The following is a 23,174-nucleotide window of genomic DNA, read 5'->3' on the forward strand; positions in this document are numbered from 1 at the left end:
GCGTCCAGGCGGGGGCGCTCGGCGTCGGCCCGGGCCCGCAGCAGCGCCTCGGTCTTGGAGGCCTGAGCCTCCTGCTCGCGCTGGTAGCGGGCGGCGTCGGCGGGCTTGCGCACGGTGGAGTCCAGCTCGCGCTCGGTCAGGGCGGCCTTGGCCTCGGCCGCCTCCTGCCCGATGATGGCGATCTCGCGCTCCTTGGCGGCGCGGGCGATCGGGCCGGCGGAGTCGGCGTCGGCCTGGGCCTTGTCCGTCTCGGCCTTGAGCTGGGCCTGACGCAGGGACAGGTCGCGCTCGCGCTCGGCGATCTGCTGGCGGGAGGTGACCTCGGCGTCGCGGGCCTCACGCTCGGCGTTGGCCCGCGCGATGCGGGCGTCCTTCTCGACGCGCTGCTGCTCGGGCACACCCAGGGACTCGATGTAACCGCCGGCGTCGGTGATCTCGGAGACCTGGAGCATGTCGATCTCCAGACCCATGTTGGCCATGATGCTCTTGGCGTCGTCGAAGACGTTGCGCTGCAGGGCGTCGCGGTCGGAGATGAGGTCGGTGACCGTCATGTGGCCGATGATCGAGCGCAGGGAGCCGATGAGCGCCTCCCGTGCGGAGTCGGCGATGGCCTGGTCCGTGTTGGGCTTGCCCAGGAAGCGCTTGGCGGCGGCCCGCACCTGCTCGTCGGAGTCGCCCACCTTGACGGCGGCCACGGCGGCGACGTTGACGTGGATCTTGTTCTCGTCCTCGGCGGTGACCTTGAAGCCGATCGTGGTCTGGGTGAAGGGCAGGTACTGGATGGTCTGGATGACCGGCAGGACGAAGTCGCGTCCACCGGGGTGGACGATCTTGACCGTGCCCCGGTTCGATCCGGAGATCAGACCGGTGAGGTTGGAGGGGACGACGACGATGCGGCTGAACAGGTAGGCGACCGCCGCCAGCACGATGATGGCGACGACGGCGATCAGGCCGATGAGTGATACACCCATGCGGGTTCCTTTCTGTGCGGGAAGATGGGATGAAGGAGGATGGTGGGCAGACGGCGCAGTAACAGGTGGGGTGCGGTCCGTCAGCGGCTCCCGGTGGGCTCAGTCGCTGATCTGCTCCCAGGGGACGATGGCCAGGGTGGAGTCGACGGCGTCGAGCACCCAGGCGCTCTGCCCCGAGCGCAGCGGCTGCTCGGAGTGCGCCGGCAAGGTGAGCTGGTGGCCGCGCGTGACCGCGCGAACCTCACCGCTGCCGTCCTTCCACCACAGGACGGTGACCTTCTCACCGACCAGTTCGGTGGCGGTGGGCGGAGCCGTGTCCAACGGCATGGAGCGCCTGAGTCGGTTCCACAGCCAGCGCATGAGTGCACCGGATCCGAGGGCTGCTGCGGTGGGAACGCCCCACAGCACCGCCGCCGGCACCTGCGCCGCGGCCGAGCCCGTCGTCGCCGTCACCCCCATGCCGATGGCGCCGAACACGGCCACAGGCAGAGCGAGGATCGGCACGAGCCCATCGGGCAGGAGGGCGTCCAGCAGTCCGTCGAACAGGATGCCGGCCACCAGGACGGTGCAGCCGATGATCGCGCACCAGGCGAAGACGCCCACACCAGCTCCCTTCCGCGCAGGCCCCTCGACCTCCGACACCTGGATTCTGCCACGCAGGCCGGCACGTCAAGTCGGGGTTGGGATGGGAAGAACAACCCAGGTGGACTCAGGCGCCGCGGGCGCGCGGCAGCCGACCGGAGTCCTGCAGGGGCGGCGCAGCCGAGGACCAGGACGTCGCCGTCGGGATGGCCGTCGCAGCGGAGGGGTTGGTGGGAATGGTCATGGTCTCCTGCATCGCCGGATCGGTCCCCTGCTCGGGGCCGGCCGGGGCGGCGGTGCCGGCGGTCCTACCTGTGCCGGCTGTGCCAGCCGTGGTCACTGTGACCGCTGCCTTCCGGTGGGATCCGACGGCGTCGGCGGGGACGGCACCGGCGGCTGCCACTGCGGAGGACTGGTCTGCCTGCTGGGAGGCGGTCAGGATGGGCGGGCCCGATGGGTCGGGGACGGGATGGCCGGCGCTCCCGGGTACCTGGGCGGAGGCCTGGGGTCCTCCTTGGGGCGGGAGGAACCCGTAGCCGGCGGCCGCGGCCGGAATCGCACCGGCTGCCGCGGCCGAGGAGGGCTGGGGCCCGGTGGGCCCGGTGGGTCCGGTGGGCACAGTGACGGTCTGCGCGGATACAGCCACGGCTCTCACTGGTGACCCGACCTGGCGCTCGGCCGGCGGGTTCGCCTGGGCGCCGGTGTGCTGGGGGCGCGGCTGGGCCGGCTGGGCCGGTTGGGGCCTTGCCGGTGCGGCGCCGGCGGCAGCGGCCGCTGCGATCGGTGAGGCGGGCTCCTCGGTGGTGTGGCGCCCTGTCTGCGTTCCGGGGGGAGTCGAGGCGAGAACCGGCTCGGTCTCCTCGGTGTTGGCCGAGGCCGTCGACGCTCCCGAGGTCGCTGCCACGGAGGCGGACAGGGGCGAGGTTGTCACCGTCCCCGTGACCGTGATGGCGTCAGGGGCCGCGGCTGCCTGCATGGACGAACCAGATAGGGCGGCCTGGGTGCGTCGACGCCGGGAGATGCGACTGGGGGTCGGGTCCTCGAAGACTCTCCTGGGCGCCTGGGGCTCCCGGTGACTTCTCGGGCCCGCGGGGGAGTGCTGGGGCTGGCCCTCAGGTGCGGAGGTCTGCTCCGGTGGCGCCGACTGGGCGTCGGCGGCCTGTGGCGGGGCCTCGGGCAGCGAGTCGGTGGACGGCCCCGAGGGCGCGTCGGTCCGCGGCTCCAGGATGGGGACGGCAGCCGCTGGGTCCGACGGCTCCGCGCTGCCGGGTTGCTCGCCCAGGGCGGCGGCTGAGAAGGATTGCTCGGGCACCGGCGCATGTGAGCCGGTGGTGGCGGTCGTCGTCGCAGGCGCTGCTGGCACCACCGGCCGGGCCGGCTCGGGAATGGTCATGGAGCGTGCCGGAGCCGCTGCCCGCCCGCCCCGGCGCCCGGGGGTGATCGGAGGCCAGACGACATCGGCGTCGGACACTGGGGCGGCGGCCGGCCTGGAGGGCGCCTCCGAGGCCCTCCTCTCCACCCGGTTGCGCGCCCGGCGTGAGCGCCGCCGGGGCTCGGAGCCGGAGGCGCGGGCGCCGTCCGTCGAGGGCACGGCCCTTGTGGCTCCAGTGACTCCACTGGCCCGGGTGGCCCCGGCGGGGGAGGCGGGGCTCGGGTAGTCGGCGAACTTGGCGATGTGGTCCAGGTCGTAGTGGGTCGGGTCCTGTCCGGCGTTGCGCAGCACGTCCTCCAGAGGACTGAGCAGGGCCAGCCGGAAGGCGGGGTCGACGCAACGGGCGTTGACCGCGCCCCAGATCTGGTCGGCGGTCAGGGACTCCTCGGAGGATCCCAGGTCATTGCGGATCGCGGTGACCAGGTCCGACTCCAGACGCGCGTAGGCCATGGCGTAGGCGCTCGGCCACGGGGCCTCGGGCCGCTGAGTGCGCAGGAGGGCGAAGTTCCGCATAGCGCGCAGCACCTCGTCCGAGCCACCCACCAGGGCCCCCACCCGCAGGCGGTCCAGCGCCTCATTCTTCATCGTCCCGGTGCCCTCGGGGCCCAGCAGGTGCTTGGAGTCCTCGACGACCTCACGCAGGAAGACCCGGTAGGCGGCGACGCTGTCAGGGGTCGTGCGCTCCTTGGTCATCGAGCGCAGCCGCTCGGCGGCGTGACGCGCCGCCAGGCGGGCCGAGCTGGCCTCGGACTGGACCTCGTTGATCCGCGAGATGCTCGCCCGGGAGATCCGTGAGGCCTCCTTGAGGGCCAGGTCCGCATGCGCCGTCGAGCGCCGGGCGGCGAAGACGGCGGCAACGGCGACCAGGATGGAGACACCGGCTGCGATAGTGGCCACGACGGCGACGACGGACAGATCCATACCCCTATCCTGCCCGTAATCGACTCGATGGTGCCGCGAAAAAAGGGCCTCCCCAGATAGTCCCCAGAATCTCTGCGGGTGACGCCCAGGCCGGGTGGTGGCGACGCTCACGCTGAGCAGGGCAAGGGGGTGACGCCGCTGGGGCGGCGCGTTGGGAGGGGCCGCCGGCCGCTGCGGCGCGCATCCGCCCCGACAAGGCCGCGGCAACCTGCACCGATGTGCACAGGGCGAGATCCCCGGTGCCCGAGGCGCCCCACGCGGGCCCGTGGCGCGGTAGCGTCAGCGCCATGAAGAAACTCATCAACGCCGTTGACAACGTGGTCACGGACGCCCTGCGGGGCATGGCCGCCGCCCACCCCCACGAGCTCGACATCGACCTCGACCAGCACATCGTCTACCGCCGCCGGCCCAAGGAGCAGGGCAAGGTCGCCATCATCTCCGGGGGAGGCAGCGGGCACGAGCCCCTCCACGGCGGCTTCGTGGGCACCGGCATGCTCGACGCCGCCTGCGCCGGAGAGATCTTCACCTCCCCGGTCCCCGACCAGATGGTGGCCGCCACCAGCGCGGTCGACCGTGGAGCCGGCGTGCTGCACATCGTCAAGAACTACACCGGCGACGTCATGAACTTCGAGATGGCCGCCGAGATCGTCGAGGCCGAGTCCGGCATCCAGGTCGCCAGCGTCGTCACCAATGACGACGTCGCCGTCGAGGACTCCCTCTACACCGCCGGACGCCGCGGCGTGGGCGTGACCGTCATGGTGGAGAAGATCGCCGGCGCCGCCGCCGAGCAGGGGCGCCCGCTGGACGAGGTCGCCGGTATCGCCGCGCGCGTCAACGCCGCCGGCAGGTCCATGGGGATGGCCCTGACCTCCTGCACCGTCCCGGCCAACGGCAAGCCCTCCTTCGACCTGCCCGAGGGCGAGATGGAGATCGGCATCGGCATCCACGGCGAGCCCGGACGCCACCGCGAGAAGATCGCCCCCGCCGCTGAGATCGCTGAGCGTCTCGTCACCCCCATCCTGGCTGAGCTCACCGCGCTCACCGAGCTGGACAGTGCCGGCGCCGACGAGGGCGTCATTGCCATGGTCAACGGCATGGGCGCCACCCCGCTGCTCGAGCTCTATCTCATGTACGGGGAGATCGCCCGCCTCCTTGAGGGTGCCGGGATCACCGTGGCCCGCAACCTCGTGGGCAACTACATCACCAGCCTCGACATGGCCGGCTGCTCCCTGACCCTGGTGCGTGCCGACGCCGAGCTGCTGAGCCTGTGGGACGCCCCAGTCAACACGCCAGGCCTGCGCTGGGGAGCGTGAGGACCTGACACAATCGGGGTGCCCGATCGCCTGCGGGCACCCCAAGGAGACTGTAAGGAGAAGCGACATGACCGCAGAGGTGGGAGCCGCCCGCCACTCGCTGAGCGTGGCGGACTTGGCTACCTGGGTGCGCCGTAGCGCCGCACTCATCGCCGAGCACGCCGAAGAGCTCACCGAACTGGACGCCGCCATCGGCGACGCCGATCACGGCACCAACATGAAGCGCGGCCTGGCCGCCGCCGTCGAGGCTGTGGAGGCCGGCAGCTTCGCCAGCGCCGACGCCCTGCTCAAGAAGGTCGGCACCACCCTGGTCTCCACCGTCGGCGGCGCCTCCGGGCCCCTGTACGGCACCTTCTTCCTGCGTGCCGGGGGTGCCGTGGCCGGCCTGGAGGTGCTCGACGCCCAGGCGCTCGCGGGCGCCCTGGAGGCCGGGGTCGGCGGCCTCGCCGCACGGGGGCGGGCCACCACGGGGGAGAAGACCATGCTCGATGCCTGGAGCCCGGCCCTGGATGCCCTGCGCGCCCACCCCGGCGACCTCGCCGCCGGCGTCGCGGCCGCCGTGCAGGCCGCCGCCGAGGGGCGCGAGGCCACCAAGCCCATGGTGGCCACCAAGGGGCGGGCCTCCTACCTGGGGGAGCGCTCGGTGGGGCACATCGACCCCGGTGCCGCCTCCACCGTCCTGCTGCTGACAGCACTCGACGACGTCGTGGCCGGAAGGGCGTTGTGATCCCGGTGAGTCCTGCCAGTCCCGCAAACCTTCCCCAGTCCCCAGCGGTCCCTGAGCCGGAGTGGCCGAGCGGTGGCGCCGTGAGCGTCGGCATCGTCCTGGTCTCCCACTCCCGGGCCCTGGCCGAGGCCGCCATGGACCTGGCGCGCCGGCTCATCGTGGCCGTCGACGTCCCCGTCGAGCTGGCCGCGGGCCTGGCCGACGGCGGGCTGGGTACCGACCCCGGGTCTGTTGTCGAGGCCGTGGAGCGCCTGGCTGAGCGCTGCGAGGGCGTCCTCGTCCTGGCCGACCTGGGCAGCGGGGTCATGAGCGCCGAGATGGCTCTGGAGATGCTCGATCCGGCCCTCGCCGAGCGGACGCGCCTGTCGGCGGCGCCCTTCGTCGAGGGGCTGCTCGGCGCCTACGGCGCGGCCGGTATCGGCAAGGATCTTCAGGCCGTGGCTGCTGAGGCCGACGGTGCCGCCGAGGCCAAGCGTTCCCAGGTGGCCGCCTTCTGACGTGCTTCTGACGCGCGTCGTCGCATCAGCCGTCGCGTCAGGGGCCGCCGGGCCGGTTCACGCGCGGTTGGCGAAGCGCTCCAGGAGGGCGGCGTCCCCACCGACGACGAGCACGTCCTCGGCTGAGACCAGGGTGTCCGGGGTGGCGTACTCGAAGGGCTCGCCCGGGCTCATGAGGCCGAAGACGGTCACCCCGTAGCGCGAGCGCACCTTGGACTGCCCGATGGTGAATCCGTGCAGCTCCGTGGGCGGACGCATCTTGACGATGGTGAAGCCGCCCTTCTCCATCTCGATGTAGTCGAGCATGCGGCCCGAGACGAGGTGGGCGGCACGCTGACCGGCGTCGAACTCGGGGTAGACGACGTGCTGGGCGCCGATGCGGCGCAGGATGCGGCCATGGGCGCGGGAGATGGCCTTGGCCCAGATCTGGGGGGTCTCGAGGTCCACGAGGTTACCGGTGATGAGGACGGAGGCCTCCAGGGAGGTCGCCACCCCCACGACCGCGGTGCCGAACTCGGTGGCGCCCAGCTGCTCGAGGGCCTCCACGTCCGTGGCATCGGCCTCCACCAGGGGGATGCGGCCGGTCCACTGCCGCACGGTCGCGGGATTGGCCTCCACGGCCAGCACCTCGCGCCCCAGCCGGTCCAGGGTGGCGGCCACGGCCGAGCCGAAGCGTCCCAGCCCGATGACGAGCGTGGAGTCGGTGCGCGAGAGCGGGGCAGGCATGAGGTCTCCTGAGGTCGGCCGTGAGGCAGTGGCCCCTACGCTACCTCCTGCGGCGTCGACGGAGGCTCAGGCCGATCCCGCAGGCCACCAGGACCGTCGCCGCCCCGGCCAGGATCCACATCATCATCGTGAAGCCGCCGGAGTAGGCCTCGATCTGCGCGCGGTCGACGAGCTGGGCTTTGAGGGTCTCGATGATCTGCTTGCCCGTGGGCGACTGCGGTAGTGCCTGAGCGCGCATCATCGCCTCCATGGCTTCCGCCTTGACCTGCGCGGCGTGGTCGGTCACGTAGTCCTCGGCGTGCTGGGTGGCGTAGGAGGTCATGAGTGCCACCCCGAACGACCCGCCGATCTGCTGGGCGGCACTCAGGATCGCCGAGGCCAGTCCGGTCCGCTTCGCATCCACCCCGCGAGTGCCGGAGTTGAAGGTGACCGGCATCGTCAGCCCCAGGCCCATCCCGAAGACGATGAGGCCGGGCAGTGCCACGTGCTCGTAAGTCGATTCCGTGGTCATGCGGGAGAAGATGAGGAAGGCTCCCGCCAATACTGCCAGCCCCAGCGGCAGGGTGCCGCGCGCCCCGAGCCTGGGCACGATGATGTGCCCGGCTGGGATCGCGGTGGCGATCAACGCAAGGACCATCGGGAGGAAGACGACCCCGCTCTTGAGGGGCGAGTAGCCGAAGTGGTTCTGCATGTAGTAGGTCAGGTAGATGATCGCCCCCATCTGGGCGGCGCCGGCGACGAACTGCGTGGCGTAGGAGGCCGCCCGCACTGGCAGTGCCATCATCGACAGGGGCAGCACCGGGCGGCTCGCGAAGCGCTCACGGACCACGAACAGCACCGCGGCGATGCCGCCGAGTGCCAGCCAGCTGACGGTCGACGTGGAGGTCCAGGAGGTCTGCTGGGCCCGGTCGAGCCCGTAGACGGCGCTGAAGCAGGCTCCGCAGCCCAGGACCAGGCCGCTCAGGTCATCAGTGATGCGTGAGTCGCGGTCGCGCTGGTCGGCCGGTGGGAGGCTGCGCTGCCCGATGAGCAGTGCGGCGGCGGCCAGGAGAATGTTGATGTAGAGGGCCCAGCGCCAGCTGAACCAGTCGGTCAGCGCTCCGCCGACAAGCAGTCCGACGGCCGCTCCCAGGCCGCCAGTGGCGCCGAAGATCGCGAAGACCCGCTCCCGCTCAGTGCGCTCGGTGAAGGTGACATTGAGCAGTGACTGCGAGGTGGGGGCCAGCAGGGCGCCGAAGCAGCCCTGGGCCACGCGGGCCGCCAGCAGGACGGGGAACGAGGTCGCCATCCCGGCTGCGAGGCTGGCGATCCCGAATCCGATCAGACCGACCTGGTAGGAGCGGCGGATGCCGACCACGGCGCAGAGCCGTCCCCCGAAGAGTACGAGGCCTCCGAAGGCCAGGCTGTAGCCGGTGACCGTCCACGGGCTCTGGGACACGGTCATTCCCAGGTCCTCCTGCATGTGCGGCAGGGCGATGGCGATGATCGTCAGGTCCAGGACGATCATCAGCTGGGTGAGGACGGCGCTGACCATGACTGCGCGGCGGTTGGGCCGCTGCACGGCTGCGGGAGTCTTTTCCTGTATCTCCGGTGCTGACTCGGTCTGCTTGAGAGTGGGTGACGCTGTGAGTGTCATCGCAAACCTCCATATCAAAACTATCGTTTTCGTTTGCGCTCGGGAGTTTAGGCTTCCCGCGATGCCTAGTCAACAACGATCGTTTCGATTTGGGGTGTGCTTTGAGTCGCTTATCCTGAACTCATGCCACGAGTGACCGCCGCCTACCGGGAGCGTCAGACCGACCGGATCCTGCAGGCCGCCGAGGAGTGCTTTGCGCGCAGCGGCTTCCAGGCCGCCTCCATGGACGAGGTCATTGCCGCGGCCGGAATGTCGTCATCGACGGTCTACCGCTACTTCCCTGAGGGCAAGCGCTCTCTCGTTCGGGCGGTCCTGACCAGGCGCATGGGGCCGCTCGTCGAGCGGATCAAGCGGATCGCCGAGTCCGAGGAGCCGCTCGACTTCGAACAGGACTTCATTGAGGCGCTCACCCTGCTCAACTACCAGCGGCACGGCGCGGCAGCCGACTCAGAGGTGGACCGGCAGGATGACGCTCTTCAGGGTCCTGGCGACGTCGGTCTGAGCTCCTGGGCGCCTCTGGCCTACCACGCCTGGGGGGAGCTGACCCGTGATCCCGAGATGAGCGTCCTGGTCCAGGAGAGCTACCGGGACATCCACGGAGGTCTTGCCCGTCTGTGTCGCAACGGGCAGAGGGTGGGGACGATCTCCAGCCGTCTGAGTCCCGAGCAGCTGGCCTCCCTCATCCAGAGCGTCTCCTTCGGTCTCATCGTCGAGCAGCTCATCACCGGCCGCGCTGATGTGGAGGGCGCGGCCGCCACTCTCAGGCAGCTGCTCGCTCCAGAGGGGGCGTGATCCTGACAGTTCCCGAGGGCGTTCACCGGTCCCCGGAAACAGGGGGCCGCCCGACGTCAGTGGGGCTGCCGCCCCGGTCAGCCGATCATCGGGCTGGCCTCGGGCATCCGGATGACGCGGCGCCGCTCGCGCAGCGCCAGGGCGCTGGCCGCCGTCATCGTGCCCACGCGGCCGACGAACATGAGCGCCACGATGACGTACTTAGCCCCGTCCGGCAGGGAGGGCGTGATGCCCGTGGACAGGCCCACGGTCGCGAAGGCGCTGATGACTTCGAAGAGAATCCGGTCCAGGGACAGGTTGGTCATCTGCAGCAGCAGGAGCGTGGCCAGTCCGATGATGCTGGAGCCGATGAAGGCCACCGCCACGCTCAGGCGCACGGTTGAGGGGGTGATGCGCCGCCCGAAGGCCTCGATGTCCTGGTCGCCGCGGGCCTCGGCGAGGATCGCCAGCAGCAGGACCGCGAAGGTCGTCACCTTGATGCCGCCGGCTGTCGAGGCTGAGCCGCCACCGACGAACATGAGGGCGTCCTGGAGGAACCAGGTCGCCTCGTGCATGTGCTCGGGCGGGATCGTGGACAGCCCTGAGGAGCGGGCGTTGACGCCGTTGACGAGCGCGGTCATGATCTTCCCGCTCGTGGGCAGGGAACCGTAGGTGAGCGGATTGTTCCACTCGAAGGTGGCGATGGCGATGGTCGAGGCGACCGTGAGGGCCAGGTAGGTCGTCAGGGTCAGCTTGGTGTGCAGGCTCCATGTACGGGGGCGGCGGCGTCGGCCCATGATGTCCAGGATGACGGGGAAGCCGACGGCGCCCATGAAGGTCCCCAGGATGATCGGCAGGCCGATCCACCAGTCGGTGGAGTAGGCCTCCAGGCCCTCGGGCATGATGACGAAGCCGGCGTTGTTGAAGATCGACAGCGCCATGAAGACCGCGTACCACAGGGCGTGGCCCACATCGAGACCGTGACTGAGGAAGGGCGGCAGCAGCATGAGCGTCAGGAGGAGCTCGCAGCCGGCGGCCGTGTAGATGACGGCGCGCAGCAGCCGCCCCACCTCGCCCAGGCGCGACTGGTTCTCCGAGGCCGCCAGCATCCGCTGAGTCAGTCCCACGTGCCGGGACACCGCCAGGGACAGCAGGGAGGCCAGGGTCATGACTCCCAGACCGCCCACGGCCGCGGCCAGGATGATGACGACGTGTCCGAAGGTGGACCAGTAGGCAGCCGTGTCCACCGTGCTCAGGCCGGTGACGCACACGGCCGAGGTGGCGGTGAACAGGGCGTCGAGGAAGTCGGAGCGCTCCCCGCTGGTCGTGGCGATGGGGAGGCTGAGGAGGCCGGTCACCACCACGATGATGGCCGCGAAGACGATCACGGCCAGCCGGGCCGGGTAGAAGCGGGCGGCCCTCGCGATCTGGCCGAGGGGCTCGATGTGCCTGAGCAGGCGGCGAATCCCGGTGGGCTCCGTACCCGGCAGCGGGGGGAGGGGCGATGGCTCCTCGAGGGGGTCGGCTCCCTGTCTGGAATTCGGGGGCTTCTTGTGGCGCTTCCACGCATGGCCGACGACGCCCACGAGTGGGGCATGCCAGTGGGCCTGACGGCGCCGGCCGGCCTGGGAGGCGCCGCGCTTTCCGGTCGGGGGCTCGCCGCGGGAACCGCGGCCGGGCTCCGGCTCCTGGGCGGTGTCTGTCTGGGGCACGGTCGCCATTGTGGTCCCGCTGGTGGGGCTTCGTCACGTTTCCCGGCGTCGTGGGCCGGGTGTGTTCGAGTGGGACCGGTGAGCGGCCTCCGGTGCTCGCCGTCCTGACGGCCGGATCAGGGGCGGATCTGTGAGGATGCCGCAGCGACAATTGGTGACCGAGTGTGAAATGCGACGCCTGTGGCGAATGGGGCCCGAGAAACCCTGTGCTAAGGCTGGTGCGGAGATATATTGGCTGTGTTCCTGCCCCGACGGGGCCACCCGCGACGAACGGACCTCAAGCTCATGGCACCGGGCCTTCCCACATCCCCCAGCGCCTCCGGCGCCCCCTCGTTCCTCACCGTGGCTGAGGTGGCGGCGATGCTGCGCGTGTCCAAGATGACCGTCTACCGGATGGTGCACTCCGGCGACCTGCCCGCGATGCAGGTCGGACGCTCCTTCCGCGTCCCCGAGCGTGCCGTTCACGACTACCTGTCCGCCGGGCTGGGTGACTGGGGCCACGACGCGTCAGAGGCATCAGGGTCCTAGGAGCCGCTACACTCAGGCGGTCACCTGCGTGGTCGGCCGCTGAGCCTCACGCGCCGACCAACCGCCCCATGGCATAACCCTCGCCGGCCTGCCTCGGCCCGCAGGGAGGGTCTGCGGGCACTACAAGCGAACTGCGAGGAGATCTCATGGGATCCGTCATCAAGAAGCGCCGCAAGCGCATGGCCAAGAAGAAGCACCGCAAGCTGCTTCGCAAGACGCGTCACCAGCGTCGCAACAAGAAGTGAGACGAGCGGCCCGCCCGCGTCTCGGGGCTCCGTGCACACTACTGGTGTGAGCGGGGCCCTGCTTGTCTCACGAGGAACCGATCAGGAAGAGCGGAGACCTCCGTTGACCACCACCCCAGATGACCGCGCCCCCGCTGCCCCCGCTGAGGCCTCGACGGTGCCGACTGCGCCGTCGATCGAGCCGCAGCTGGTGGCAGGCGACTGCACCGTCCCGCTGAGCGTCGACGTCGACCCGTCCGCCTGGCCCGCACCCGTCCAGGCCCTGGCGCACACGCCCGGCTCCGGTGCCCGGCCGACCAGCCTGGCCGAGCTGACCACGCTTCGTGTGGGCGGCCCGGTGGGCAGTTACGTCGAGGCCACCACGCAGAGCGAGCTGACCGAGGCGATCCGCGAGGCCGACGCCGCCGGAACGCCCGTCCTCGTCATCGGCGGCGGCTCCAACATCATGGCCTCCGACGCAGGCTTCGAGGGTCTCGTCATCCGGGACGCCCGCGCCGAGGTCTCGCTCGTCTCGGACTCGGTGTGCGGCGGCGTCGAGGTCACCGCCACCGCCGGAACCACCTGGGACGACCTGGTGCGCGAGGCCATCGCCAGCCAGTGGGCCGGGTTCGCGCCCCTGTCTGGGATCCCTGGCACGGTGGGCGCCGCCCCCGTGCAGAACATCGGGGCCTACGGCGCCGAGGTCGCCGAGCTCATCGCCAGCGTGCGTGCCTGGGACCGCCTGCGCAACCGGGTGGTCTGGCTGGCCCTGGGTGAGCTGGGGCTGGCCTACCGGGATTCGCGCCTCAAGCAGTCCCTCACCGACACCGAGGTGGGTGGCGGGCGCCTGTGGGGGCCGACCGGGCGCTGGGTGGTTCTCGACGCCACCTTCGCCGTGCGGCAGGGCTCCCTGTCCTCCCGGATCGCCTACTCCCAGCTGGCCGGGGCGCTCGGCGTCGAGCTGGGTGAGCGCGTGCCCGAGCGCGAGCTGCGCGAGGCGGTTCTCGAGCTGCGCCGCTCCAAGGGGATGGTGCTGGACGGCGCCGACCACGACACCTGGTCGGCCGGCTCCTTCTTCACCAACCCGATCCTGACCACGGAGCAGGCCGAGCACCTGCCGGAGGACGCACCCCGCTTCCCGGTCACCGACCACTCGCAGGTGGTGCTCGGAACCAAGGCCGCCCCCGTCATCGAGGGGCTGGTCAAGACCAGCGCCGCCTGGCTCATCGACCACGCCGGCTTCAGCAAGGGCTTCGCCGTGGAGGCCGGCGCACCGGCCGGGCTGTCCACCAAGCACGTGCTGGCACTGACCAACCGGGGCGGTGCGACAGGGGCGGACCTGGCGCGCCTGCGTGACGCGGTGGTGTCCGGCGTGCGTGAGCGCTACGGCGTCACCCTTGTGCCCGAGCCCGTCCAGGTCGGCTTCTAGGCCGCCTGTCCAAAGCCCCGGCGGCCCCGGTAAGTGTCAGCGCGTCCCGGGGTGCCTGTGCAATGCGATGGTGGCCGGCGTGCATGAGCGTAATGGCGTCACCCTTGTGCCCGAGCCCGTCCAGGTCGGCATTTAGGTTGCCTGTCCAAAGCCCCGGTAGCCCCGTAGTTCACCGCGCGAGTATGTGGTCCGTCGCGGGCGCCCCTGGCTCTGGGGAGCGGTCGCTGCGGGCACTGTCCCTGTCCCTGGGGCGTGGTTCTGCGTCTCAGAGTCCTTATCCGGGCGTGCTCGCTGCCGGTTCTAGCCCCTAGCGCGCAACCGCGCGAGACTCAAGGTCGCCGGCCTCCGGGCCGTCGGACTGCGCTCCCAGAGCCTGGTCGGGCGCCGCCAGCCAAGCGTCCACCTCGGCCAGCCAGGTCCGCTTCGCCGTCGGTGAGGCCAGGCAGGCGCGGATCGAGCCGCGGGCCAGTTCGGCCAGCTCGGCGTCGCCGCAGCCCAGGGTCCGGGCGATCTCGTACTGGTCGACGAGCCTGGACTGGAAGAGCAGGGGGTCGTCGGCGCTCAGGGCGATCTGCGCTCCATGGCTCATGAGCGTACGCAGGGGGACGTCGTCGGGGCTGTGATAGACCCCCAGGCTCACATTGGAGGCGGGGCAGACCTCGAGGCTGATGCCGGAGGCGACGATCGCTTCCAGCAGGGCGGGGTCCTCACCGGCGCGAACCCCGTGGCCCAGGCGTGTGGGGCTAAGCGCGGAGACGACCTCGCGCAGGTGGTCGGGTCCTAAGAGCTCCCCTCCGTGCGGCATGGAGGCCAGGCCGCCCCGGCGGGCGATGGCGAAGGCCCGCTCCCAGGAGGAGGTCTGCCCGGCGCGCTCATCGTTGGACAGGCCGAAGCCGATCACCTCGCCCGGCTGATCCCCGGCGTAGCGCACCGCCAGGCGCGCGAGGGTGCGGGCGTCCAACGGGTGACGCATCCGGGAGGCCGCCACAATGACCGCCACCTCCACCCCGCTCAGGGCCGTGGCCTGCTTGGCGGCATCGAGGATGATCTCCAGGGCCGGGGTGATCCCGCCGACGAAGGGGGCGTAGCTGGTCGGGTCGACCTGGATCTCCAGGCGGCGCGAGCCCTCGGTGGCATCATCCAGGGCGGCCTCCAGGACGATGCGGCGCATGACCTCCTCGGTGCGCACCAGGGCCCGGGCCGTGTCATAGGCGCGCTGGAAGCGGAACCAGCCGCGCCGGTCAGCGGGCACGCGCAGGGGGTCGCCGTCCAGGAAGTTCGAGGGCAGGCGCGTGCGCGCGCTGGAGGCCAGCTCAATGAGGGTCTCCAGGCGCATCGACCCCGTGAAGTGCAGGTGCAGGTGCGCCTTGGGAAGAGTGGCGAGGTCTCGCATGGGTGGATTCTTCCACGCGTTCGCACCCCACCGGCAGCCCTCCCACGCGAGGCAGGAGACACCGAAGTGTCACGATTGGCGACTTTTCCCGGAGCCACTGACAGCCTGCGAGGGGAGAGGAGGGGGCGGACCAGCGCAGATAGGGGAGAGGTGCCTGGCCACCCCGCCTCGACTCGACCTAAAGGTCGCCAGGAGTGACATCCGGGTGGATTCCGAGCCGGCGCGCCACCGAGGAGACGATCCGCACCGTCTCCCGATCCAGTACCTGGTCGCTGGTCAGACGCAACGGGGTATGACCGCGCGCGAGAGCAGCCTGATCGCGTAGGTGGTCGCTGTGCCAGTCCGGGCGGGAGGAGTGGTAGGTGTAGCCGTCTGTCTCGATGAGCAGGGCCGGGTAGGCCGCTGCGGTGAGGACATGGGTGCCCTCCGCTGGCCCGGGAACGATCGCCTGAGGCCTTTGGCTGAGCACCAGGTCCACCTCGCCGACCCCGTCCACCATGACCGCCGCGACGGGGTGGTATCCGGCCTGCTCCAGGTCGTGGCGGGCGATCGTCTCCAGCAGGGAGCGCGCCCCTGGGCAGGCTTGGGAGAGCAGGGATCGCAGCGATGCGTTGCGCGGGCCCGGCAACGCGGATTCCAGCTGTGCGCGGGTCGTGTATCCCAGGCGCAGGGCCGCATCCAGAGCGATGAGGGCATCGAGCTCATCGGCGCAGCGCATGAAGCAGATGAGAGCCTGCTCGACCTGCGCAACTGGTGGCTGAGTGTCCTCGGGCAAGGCCAGTCCCCTGACGCGGTGGACCACTGTGCGGCCGATCGCATCGGGAACGCGGCTTCGCTGTGCCGGGATGGCGACATGGAGAACACCGGGTGATGTCCTCAGCGGAATGCCGTAGTGCTTCATCGCGTGTCCACAGCTCACCACGCCTCCCAGTCGGCGGCAGGTGACGACGAAGGTCTTGGCCGACGGCAGGGACACGACGTGACCGGGGTGGGAGGTCAACGCCTTCTCAGACAGCATGCGCGCCACCGTCCTGCGCTCTGACCGGGTGAGGCTCAGTGAGGAGAGCCGGGCTGCGCCGTTCCTGGCCAGTAGCCGAGCGCGCACATCGCTGCGGCGGACATCATCAAACATATTTAAATAATGTCAAACGGTGCTTCGAGGTAAAAGACATGGGATGGCGCTGTGGATAACGTCGGACGTCCCTCGGTGTTGTCAGTGCCTTCGTTGTCACGATTGGCGACTTTTCCGCCCGGTACCGACAGCCTGCGACAGGAGGGAACGGCGCTGACCTGCGCAGATAGAGGGCAAGGTCCCGGCGCCCCCTCCCCGAGCCGACCTAAATGTCGCCAGGAGTGACAGATCTAGTGGCAGATCTGTGCCCCTGCACGTCCTCCACCTGGACCACCTGGCGCATCGTGCGGGAACGGGTGGGCTTCCGCTGTTGTCGAACACTCGGGGCCGTTTTGGAGGCGAACCATCAGGTGGGTGGGGCAGACTAATTGCTATGAACCACTCGTCGGCGTCCCAGGAGCCCGAGGAGGTGGCCCTGCTGACGGGGCCGCGTGCCGCGTCCGTGCTCTCCGCCGCCCTCGCCCCGGCCGGCCAGCGTCTGGCCAGCTGGGAGGTCCACTCAGTCCACCATCGCCCCGGAGCGGGGGTGTCCGTGGGGTACACGGCCGTTGTCGTCGCGCCCAACGGGCGTTCTACCACCGAGTACCTGTGTGCTACGACGGCTCGCCTGTCCAACGCGCACGCACCGGGACTGACCCGGGTAGCCCCCACCGGCGGGGACGGCCCCGCGGTCCATGTGTGGCGCCACCCGGCCGACCCCGAGCTTCCCGGCCTGGTGGTGGCCTGTACGCCCTCGCTGCTCTCGGCCCGGATCGGCACGCAGGTCAAGGCCACGATGGTCGCCTACCGGCCCACCCGTCGAGCGGTCGTGCGCGCCACCTTCCCGGATGAGACCACCGCCTACGCCAAGGTCCTGCGCCCGAGCCAGGCCCCGTCCTTCGCCCAGCGCCACCGCCTGCTGACGGCCTCAGGTGTGCCCGCGCCCGAGGTCCTGCGGGAGGACCCCGATGGGCTCGTCCTGCTGTCCACCGGTCGAGGAGTGGCCCTGTCCGGCCTGCTGTCCCAGGGCATGAGCGTCTCGCGCAGCGAACGCGTCTTCAACGGCCTCATCTCGCTGTTGGACGCCCTGCCGGCCAGCGCCATGCAGCTGCCGGCGCACGCCGCCTGGTCGGAGCGGGCCCGCCACTACGCGCACGCCGCCGCCACGGTCCTGCCCGAGCACGCCGCCCGCGCCCGGGCCGTCGCCGAGGGGGTCGAGCAGCTCATGGCCGCCTCCGACGCCGGTCGGCCGGTCCCGGTCCACGGCGACTTCTACGAGGCCAATGTCCTCATGGAGGGCGAGTCCGTCACCAGCCTGCTCGACGTGGACTCCCTGGGGCCCGGCTACCGGGTTGACGACCTGGCCTGTCTGCTGGGGCACGTCAGCGTGCTGGACCACCTGGCGCCCGCCTCCTACCCGAAGCTGCGTCCCATCCTGGAGACCTGGACCCGCATGGCCGAGCGGCAGGTGGATCCGGTCTCCCTACGTGCGCGCTGCGCCGGCGTGGTCCTGTCCCTGGTGGCCGGCGCCCGCCGCGAGGACGGCGGTCCGTGGCGCCCCGACGCTGAGGGCCGCCTGGCTCGCGCCGAGACCTGGCTGGCGCAGGGCCGAGAGATCCAGGCCCGCCGCGGCGCCCACTGAAGCCCACCCATCGCACGTCGAGCCGGGCAGGCTTCGCGGTACCCGACAGACTCTCTGTCGGCTTGCGCGGAACCTGCCCGGATCGGGGTGCTCAGAATCTGACGTGCGAGTCCCTGGAGATGGTGAAACCGCGGCCGGTGATTGTGTTCCAGCAGGTCATCCCCTTGGACTGTGAGGTGCAGGCGTAGTCGGAGAACGTCGTGGTCTCCCCGTACTGGAGCGTGTGGAAGGTGTCCCCAGGCTGTCCCAGGTACTCCTCTCCGCAGCGGACCTCGGTGCGACCGGCGAGCGCCACGATGGAGAACTCCCGGTCGGGGCAGTCCTGCATCCCGGAGGAGGCGTAGCTCCGTTCCAGGATTGAGCATCCCACCCCCTCGTCGTACAGGATGCAGGAGATGTTCTTCGACGGGGTGTCCACGTACTGGTAGGAGTAGGTCTTGGCTGACGGGGGAAGAGTCGGTCCTTTGTCGGGTAGCGGTGTCGCTTCGGCCTCGGTGGCGTCTGCGGTCGGTTGGGCGTTCTGCCCCGCCGATGTTTCTGCCGCCTGGGTGGGGGCTGGTGCTGCGGAAGCGGCTGAAGCCGTTGTCGTTTCCGACTGTCGATCCCGGTTCGCCAGCAGCATCCCGGCGAAGGTTCCGGCGGCGGCGACGGCCAGGACCAGGGTGATGACCAGGGCGGCTATCAGCCCGGTGCGGGACCCGGAGCGGGAGGCCGGTCGGGGCTCGGATGGTTCGACGGGCGCTGTCTGAGCAGGTGCCGGTGCGGCTGCCCGCGTTGGCATGGTCGGTAATGTCTTGAGGATCGCCGTGTGAGGATCTGCTTGCACCGTCGCTCTCACAGGAGCCTCGGTGTGCGGTGAGCTGCGGTAGTCGGTCGTTGTGATCGAGGGCAGGGCCGCAGTCTTGGCCGTCCTGAGGTGAGTCGAGTCGGATGCTGTCGCCGCGCTTACCGGGGTTGCGGGTGAAACTTGAGACAAGTTGCCCAAACCCATCTGGAGAACCTGCTCGCGCAGCACCGCGGGGATAGCTGGATTGGCGGCGACGACCGGTCGTAGGTCGGGAAATGCCTTGGCGAGGTACTCCAGCACCTCGGGCTCGGTGCTGGGGTCGGCGGCGCGACGTTCATCGTCGGGAGTGTGGGCGGGCACGAATCGGATGATAGATCCCTCAAGGAGACGGAAGGCCGGGCCGCAACCACATTGGTATCAAACGCCGAGCCGGGCAGGTTTTGCGGCGCCCGACAGACGTTCTGTCGGCTTGCGCGAAACCTGCCCGGCTCGGCGAGGAGACGGAGGGGTGGAGCCTCAGGCGCTACTCGACCTCGGCCAGCAGCTTCTGGACCCGGCCCACGCCCTCGACCAGGTCGTCGTCGCCCAGCGCGTAGGACAGCCGCACGAAGCCCGAGGGGCCGAAGGCCTCACCGGGAACGATGGCGACCTCGGCGTACTCGAGGATGAGCGCCGCCAGCGTGGCCGAGCTGTCGATCGTGGTGCCGCGCAGCGTGCGCCCCACGAGCCCCTCGATGCTGGGGTAGGCGTAGAAGGCGCCGCGGGGCACGGGCACGGTCAGTCCCTCGATCTGCGAGAGCATCTCCACCATCGTGCGCCGGCGCCGGTCGAAGGCGGTGCGCATCTGCTCGACGGCGGCCAGGTCGCCGCTGACGGCTGCCAGCGCCGCGCGCTGCGAGACGTTGGCGACGTTGGAGGTCAGGTGCGACTGGAAGTTGGTGGCGGCCTTGATGACGTCGCTGGGGGCGATCATCCAGCCCACGCGCCATCCGGTCATGGCGTAGGTCTTGGCCACGCCGTTGAGGACGATCGTCTGCTCAGCCAGTTCGGGAACCAGCTTGACGACATGCGCGCTCTGGGCGCCGTCGTAGAGGAGGTGCTCGTAGATCTCATCGGTGATGACCCAGATCCCGTGCTCCAGGGCCCACTGGCCGATGGCGGTGAGCTCCTCGGGCGTGTAGACCGAGCCGGTCGGGTTGGACGGCGAACACAGCAGCAGCACCTTGGTGCGTTCGGTGCGGGCGGCCTCGAGCTGGTCGACGCTGACCTTGTAGTCCTGGTCGGCCCCGGCGAAGACCTCGACCGTCGTACCTCCGGCGAGGGCGACGGCCTCGGGGTAGGTAGTCCAGTAGGGCGCGGGCAGCAGGACCTCGTCGCCGGGGTCGACGAGTGCGGCGAAGGCCTGGAAGACGGCCTGCTTGCCGCCGTTGGTGACCAGGATGTCGTCGGGGGAGACCTCGTAGCCGGAGTCGCGCAGCGTCTTGGCGGCGATGGCCTCGCGCAGGACTGGCAGTCCCTTGGCGGGGGAGTACTTGTGGTTGGCCGGGTCCTTCGCGGCGGCGACGGCGGCCTCAACGATGTAGTCGGGGGTGGGGAAGTCTGGCTCTCCTGCGCCGAAGCCGATGACGGGGCGGCCAGCGGCCTTGAGGGCCTTGGCCTTGGCGTCGACGGCCAGGGTGGCGGAGGGGGCGATGGCGGACAGTCGGGCGGAAACGCGGTGCGTGGGTGCAGGTGTCACCCGACCATGGTCCCACGACCAGCGACATCCGTGCGTCTGAAACACGTCTGATCCGCCGATGACGACGCCGGAGAACCTCCGGGGCGCCTCCAGGGCTCCTCTGGGGACGTGGCAAGGCACTGCACCCCGGCCGGCCCCGGCGTGGCGCACCCCACGGCCTGCGGTTACCGCAAAGGCTTCCTCGTATGGCAGACTAGAGCACCGCTGAAGGGCAGTGGCGCAATTGGTAGCGCACCGGTCTCCAAAACCGGCGGTTGTGGGTTCGAGTCCCGCCTGCCCTGCTGAGAACGGCGGATCTGTCGGGAGATCCCGTCGGTTTCGTCTTCTCCCCGCTGTGCGGGAACTGACCTGACCGTCGACCCTGAGGACCCAGATTCATGAGCGAGAGCGCACGCGCCGCGACAGGCAAGTCGGCCACCAAGCGCGGCTTCTTCGGGCGCATCGCCCTGTTCATCCGCCAGGTCATTGACGAGCTGCGCAAGGTCGTCTGGCCCACCATGAACGAACTGTGGACCTACTTCACGGTAGTGGTCGTCTTCATCATCGCCATCATGGCCTTCACCGGGGTACTGGACTTCGCCTTCAACCGGGCCGTCATGTGGCTCTTCGCCTGACCTCCCGGCCTCTGCGGCCGTACCCTCATTGGGGATGCGCGGTTGCGCCCCTGACCACGTCTACTCCCGACGCCGCTGCTGTTCGCGCGGCCCGTCGCATCCGCTCGTCTCACGCCACTGGAAAGCAGGTACACCATGTCTGAGGATGTCTCCTCGCAGACCACTCCCGACGACGTCGAGGCCCTGACCTCGCTCGCGACCGACGACGCCGGTGACGCCGTCGAGCCGGTTGAGGCCGCCCAGGCCGATGCGACCGACGAGGCCGCCGCGCCGGCCGAGGAGGCGCCCGTCGTCGACCCGCTGGCCGAGTTCCGCCGCCAGATGTCGGCCCTGCCGGGGCAGTGGTACGTGCTGCACACCTACTCCGGCTACGAGCGCCGCGTGGCCGCCGACATCATGGCCCGCGCCGAGAACTTCGAGGTCGAGGACTACATCTTCGACGCCACCGTCCCCATGGAGACGGTCATCGAGATCAAGAACGGCAACAAGAAGAAGGAAGTCTCCCGGGTGCGCATCCCCGGCTACGTGTTCGTGCGCATGGACCTGGATGACCCGGAGACCTCGGACAAGGTGTGGCGCACCATTAAGGACACCCCGGCCGTCACCGGCTTCGTGGGGGACCGCTACAACCCGGTGCCGCTGACCTTCGAGGAGGCCGTCGCCCAGCTCGGCCCCACGCCCGAGGAGATCGCCGCCAAGGAGGCCGCCGCCGCGGAGGTCACGGCCCCCGAGTCCGGCTCCGGCACCCAGATCGCCACCGGCGGACAGGTCTTCGAGGTCGCCTTCGAGGTCGGCGAGTCCGTCATCGTCACCGACGGCCCCTTCGAGTCCCTCCCGGCCACGATCGCCGAGATCCTTCCCGAGACTCAGAAGCTCCAGGTGCTCATCTCCCTGTTTGGCCGTGACACCCCGGCCGAGCTCTCCTTCAACCAGGTCGCCAAGATCTGAGGCGATCTGAGGACAGGCCCCGTCAGCCGTTGTGGCCCGACGACGCGGAACAGCGTCGTCGGGCCACAACCGCCTGAGCTGCGCCAGCGGCCACGGCTCAAGAGCCGTGAATCACAGGCAGATCTCCTGTGATACCGCGCACCGGGCGCCCTGCTCGGCTCGGCAGCGGGCTACGATGAGCGCTTGTGTGTGCGCATGCACCCACGGCTGCACGGCAGGCGTGCAGCACATCCGGACAAGTAAGAAGGACCCATTCCTATGGCCCCCAAGAAGAAGGTCGCCGGGCTGATTAAGCTCCAGATCCAGGCCGGCCAGGCCAACCCCGCTCCGCCGATCGGCCCCGCCCTGGGTGCTCACGGTGTCAACATCATGGAGTTCTGCAAGGCGTACAACGCGGCGACCGAGTCGCAGCGCGGCAACGTCATCCCCGTGGAGATCACCGTCTACGAGGACCGCTCCTTCACCTTCATCACCAAGACCCCGCCGGCCGCCGAGCTCATCAAGAAGGCCGCGGGCGTCCCCAAGGGATCCGCCACCCCCCACACCGTGAAGGTGGCCTCCCTGACCCAGGCTCAGGTGCGTGAGATCGCGGAGTCCAAGATGCCCGACCTCAACGCCAACGACATCGAGGCCGCTGCCAAGATCATCGCCGGCACCGCCCGCTCCATGGGCATCACCGTCGAGGCCTGAGGCACTCGCCGGCTCACCGGCTCTCTCAACTCAATCCCCATACGAAACCGTGGAAGGGCCTCGCGCGGCCCGAACACCACGACTGCAAGGAGAAGCAGATGACCAAGCGCTCCAAGGCCTACCGCGCCGCGGCTGAGAAGATCCAGTCCGGAGTCCTCTACACCCCGGCCGAGGCCGTTCACCTGGCCAAGTCCACCTCGATCACCAAGTTCGACGCCACCGTGGACGTTGTCTTCCGCCTGGGGGTCGACCCCCGCAAGGCGGACCAGATGGTCCGCGGCACCGTGTCCCTGCCGCACGGTACCGGTAAGACCGCCCGCGTCGTCGTCTTCGCCCAGGGTGAGCGCGCTGAGCAGGCCCTCGCCGCCGGTGCGGACGAGGTCGGTGGCGACGAGCTCATCGAGAAGGTCGCCAAGGGCTACACGGACTTCGACGCCGCCGTGGCCACCCCGGACCTCATGGGCAAGGTCGGCCGCCTGGGCCGCGTCCTGGGCCCCCGTGGCCTCATGCCCAACCCCCGCACCGGCACCGTGACGATGGACGTGGCCAAGGCCGTCTCCGACATCAAGGGCGGCCGCATCGAGTTCCGCGTGGACCGTGCCTCCAACCTCCACTTCATCATCGGTAAGGCCTCCTTCACCGAGGAGAAGCTGACGGAGAACTTCCAGGCCGCCCTGGAGGAGGTCCTGCGCCTCAAGCCCTCGACCTCGAAGGGCCGCTACATCCTCAAGGCCACCATGACCACCACCATGGGCCCCGGCATCCCGATGGATGTCACCAAG

At 70.0% G+C, this 23,174-nt stretch carries 22 protein-coding genes and 1 tRNA gene; 13 read left to right on the forward strand and 10 right to left on the reverse strand.

Annotation, left to right across the window (positions count from 1 at the left end; genetic code table 11):
- The 3 genes from HMPREF3165_RS09405 to HMPREF3165_RS13885 all read right to left on the reverse strand — a co-directional run.
- A partial coding sequence (locus HMPREF3165_RS09405) for an SPFH domain-containing protein (RefSeq protein WP_176747041.1) occupies positions 1-971 on the reverse strand: 971 nt, incomplete at its 3' end.
- Between the two features lie 99 nt (positions 972-1,070).
- A complete protein-coding gene (locus HMPREF3165_RS09410) occupies positions 1,071-1,574 on the reverse strand; it encodes a hypothetical protein (protein WP_020991897.1) in 504 nt (167 codons plus the stop codon).
- Positions 1,575-1,680: 106 nt separating this feature from the next.
- Positions 1,681-3,906: a hypothetical protein gene (locus tag HMPREF3165_RS13885; protein WP_256275249.1), complete on the reverse strand. Its 2,226-nt coding sequence runs from the start codon at positions 3,904-3,906 to the stop codon at positions 1,681-1,683.
- A 287-nt stretch (positions 3,907-4,193) separates the two neighbouring features.
- Here HMPREF3165_RS13885 and dhaK point away from each other — a divergent pair, with 287 nt between their 5' ends.
- The 3 genes from dhaK (at position 4,194) to dhaM (ending at position 6,443) form a co-directional block, all read left to right on the forward strand.
- Positions 4,194-5,219, forward strand: a complete 1,026-nt coding sequence (dhaK, locus tag HMPREF3165_RS09420; protein ID WP_070512808.1) for a dihydroxyacetone kinase subunit DhaK — start codon at positions 4,194-4,196, stop codon at positions 5,217-5,219.
- A gap of 67 nt (positions 5,220-5,286) precedes the next feature.
- Positions 5,287-5,946: a dihydroxyacetone kinase subunit DhaL gene (gene dhaL, locus HMPREF3165_RS09425; protein WP_070512811.1), complete on the forward strand. Its 660-nt coding sequence runs from the start codon at positions 5,287-5,289 to the stop codon at positions 5,944-5,946.
- Positions 5,947-6,026: 80 nt separating this feature from the next.
- Positions 6,027-6,443 (forward strand): dihydroxyacetone kinase phosphoryl donor subunit DhaM, encoded by a 417-nt coding sequence (gene dhaM, locus HMPREF3165_RS09430; RefSeq protein WP_070512814.1) that lies wholly within the window; start codon positions 6,027-6,029, stop codon positions 6,441-6,443.
- Positions 6,444-6,500: 57 nt separating this feature from the next.
- Here dhaM and HMPREF3165_RS09435 read toward each other — a convergent pair whose 3' ends face one another.
- Positions 6,501-7,169: a potassium channel family protein gene (locus tag HMPREF3165_RS09435; protein ID WP_009394109.1), complete on the reverse strand. Its 669-nt coding sequence runs from the start codon at positions 7,167-7,169 to the stop codon at positions 6,501-6,503.
- A 40-nt stretch (positions 7,170-7,209) separates the two neighbouring features.
- A complete protein-coding gene (locus HMPREF3165_RS09440; RefSeq protein ID WP_070512816.1) occupies positions 7,210-8,805 on the reverse strand; it encodes an MFS transporter in 1,596 nt (531 codons plus the stop codon).
- Between the two features lie 123 nt (positions 8,806-8,928).
- Here HMPREF3165_RS09440 and HMPREF3165_RS09445 point away from each other — a divergent pair, with 123 nt between their 5' ends.
- Positions 8,929-9,597 carry a TetR/AcrR family transcriptional regulator gene (locus HMPREF3165_RS09445; RefSeq protein ID WP_070512820.1) on the forward strand — a complete coding sequence of 223 codons (669 nt, stop codon included), beginning with the start codon at positions 8,929-8,931 and terminating at the stop codon, positions 9,595-9,597.
- A 77-nt stretch (positions 9,598-9,674) separates the two neighbouring features.
- On the opposite strand, the gene HMPREF3165_RS09450 is transcribed toward HMPREF3165_RS09445, so the two are convergent.
- Positions 9,675-11,297 carry a TrkH family potassium uptake protein gene (locus tag HMPREF3165_RS09450; protein WP_070512823.1) on the reverse strand — a complete coding sequence of 541 codons (1,623 nt, stop codon included), beginning with the start codon at positions 11,295-11,297 and terminating at the stop codon, positions 9,675-9,677.
- Between the two features lie 276 nt (positions 11,298-11,573).
- Here HMPREF3165_RS09450 and HMPREF3165_RS09455 point away from each other — a divergent pair, with 276 nt between their 5' ends.
- The 3 genes from HMPREF3165_RS09455 to HMPREF3165_RS09460 all read left to right on the forward strand — a co-directional run bounded on the left by HMPREF3165_RS09455 (position 11,574) and on the right by HMPREF3165_RS09460 (position 13,469).
- Positions 11,574-11,816 (forward strand): helix-turn-helix domain-containing protein, encoded by a 243-nt coding sequence (locus HMPREF3165_RS09455; RefSeq protein ID WP_003789249.1) that lies wholly within the window; start codon positions 11,574-11,576, stop codon positions 11,814-11,816.
- 146 nt (positions 11,817-11,962) lie between these two features.
- The gene (locus HMPREF3165_RS13000) at positions 11,963-12,061 is read left to right on the forward strand and encodes a 30S ribosomal protein bS22 (RefSeq protein ID WP_003792170.1); all 99 of its coding nucleotides are present in this window, start codon (positions 11,963-11,965) and stop codon (positions 12,059-12,061) included.
- 103 nt (positions 12,062-12,164) lie between these two features.
- Positions 12,165-13,469, forward strand: coding sequence for a UDP-N-acetylmuramate dehydrogenase (locus HMPREF3165_RS09460; RefSeq protein WP_083303277.1), 1,305 nt, complete (start codon positions 12,165-12,167; stop codon positions 13,467-13,469).
- A gap of 307 nt (positions 13,470-13,776) precedes the next feature.
- On the opposite strand, the gene HMPREF3165_RS09465 is transcribed toward HMPREF3165_RS09460, so the two are convergent.
- Positions 13,777-14,862 (reverse strand): adenosine deaminase, encoded by a 1,086-nt coding sequence (locus tag HMPREF3165_RS09465; RefSeq protein ID WP_070512826.1) that lies wholly within the window; start codon positions 14,860-14,862, stop codon positions 13,777-13,779.
- Positions 14,863-15,040: 178 nt separating this feature from the next.
- On the reverse strand, positions 15,041-15,994 hold the full coding sequence (locus tag HMPREF3165_RS09470; protein ID WP_070512828.1) for a hypothetical protein: 954 nt from the start codon (positions 15,992-15,994) through the stop codon (positions 15,041-15,043).
- 373 nt (positions 15,995-16,367) lie between these two features.
- Here HMPREF3165_RS09470 and HMPREF3165_RS09475 point away from each other — a divergent pair, with 373 nt between their 5' ends.
- Positions 16,368-17,615, forward strand: coding sequence for a phosphotransferase (locus HMPREF3165_RS09475; RefSeq protein ID WP_070512831.1), 1,248 nt, complete (start codon positions 16,368-16,370; stop codon positions 17,613-17,615).
- Between the two features lie 91 nt (positions 17,616-17,706).
- Here the strand turns inward: HMPREF3165_RS09475 and HMPREF3165_RS13890 are convergent, their stop codons facing one another.
- Positions 17,707-18,762, reverse strand: coding sequence for a variant leucine-rich repeat-containing protein (locus HMPREF3165_RS13890; RefSeq protein WP_256275250.1), 1,056 nt, complete (start codon positions 18,760-18,762; stop codon positions 17,707-17,709).
- A 163-nt stretch (positions 18,763-18,925) separates the two neighbouring features.
- Positions 18,926-20,140, reverse strand: coding sequence for a pyridoxal phosphate-dependent aminotransferase (locus HMPREF3165_RS09485; protein WP_070512834.1), 1,215 nt, complete (start codon positions 20,138-20,140; stop codon positions 18,926-18,928).
- 208 nt (positions 20,141-20,348) lie between these two features.
- On the opposite strand from HMPREF3165_RS09485, the gene HMPREF3165_RS09490 reads away from it, so the two are divergent.
- The 5 genes from HMPREF3165_RS09490 to rplA all read left to right on the forward strand — a co-directional run.
- Positions 20,349-20,421, forward strand: a tRNA-Trp gene (locus HMPREF3165_RS09490).
- A gap of 96 nt (positions 20,422-20,517) precedes the next feature.
- Complete coding sequence (secE, locus tag HMPREF3165_RS09495) at positions 20,518-20,754, forward strand: preprotein translocase subunit SecE (protein WP_003789264.1); 237 nt, start codon at positions 20,518-20,520, stop codon at positions 20,752-20,754.
- A 135-nt stretch (positions 20,755-20,889) separates the two neighbouring features.
- A complete protein-coding gene (gene nusG / locus HMPREF3165_RS09500) occupies positions 20,890-21,702 on the forward strand; it encodes a transcription termination/antitermination protein NusG (protein WP_070512836.1) in 813 nt (270 codons plus the stop codon).
- A 258-nt stretch (positions 21,703-21,960) separates the two neighbouring features.
- A complete protein-coding gene (gene rplK / locus HMPREF3165_RS09505; protein WP_003789267.1) occupies positions 21,961-22,392 on the forward strand; it encodes a 50S ribosomal protein L11 in 432 nt (143 codons plus the stop codon).
- A gap of 98 nt (positions 22,393-22,490) precedes the next feature.
- The coding region (rplA, locus tag HMPREF3165_RS09510; RefSeq protein WP_070512839.1) for a 50S ribosomal protein L1 at positions 22,491-23,174 on the forward strand (684 nt) is incomplete at its 3' end.

Source organism: Actinomyces sp. HMSC08A09, from assembly GCF_001807465.1.
Classification (GTDB): Bacteria; Actinomycetota; Actinomycetes; order Actinomycetales; family Actinomycetaceae; genus Actinomyces; species Actinomyces oris.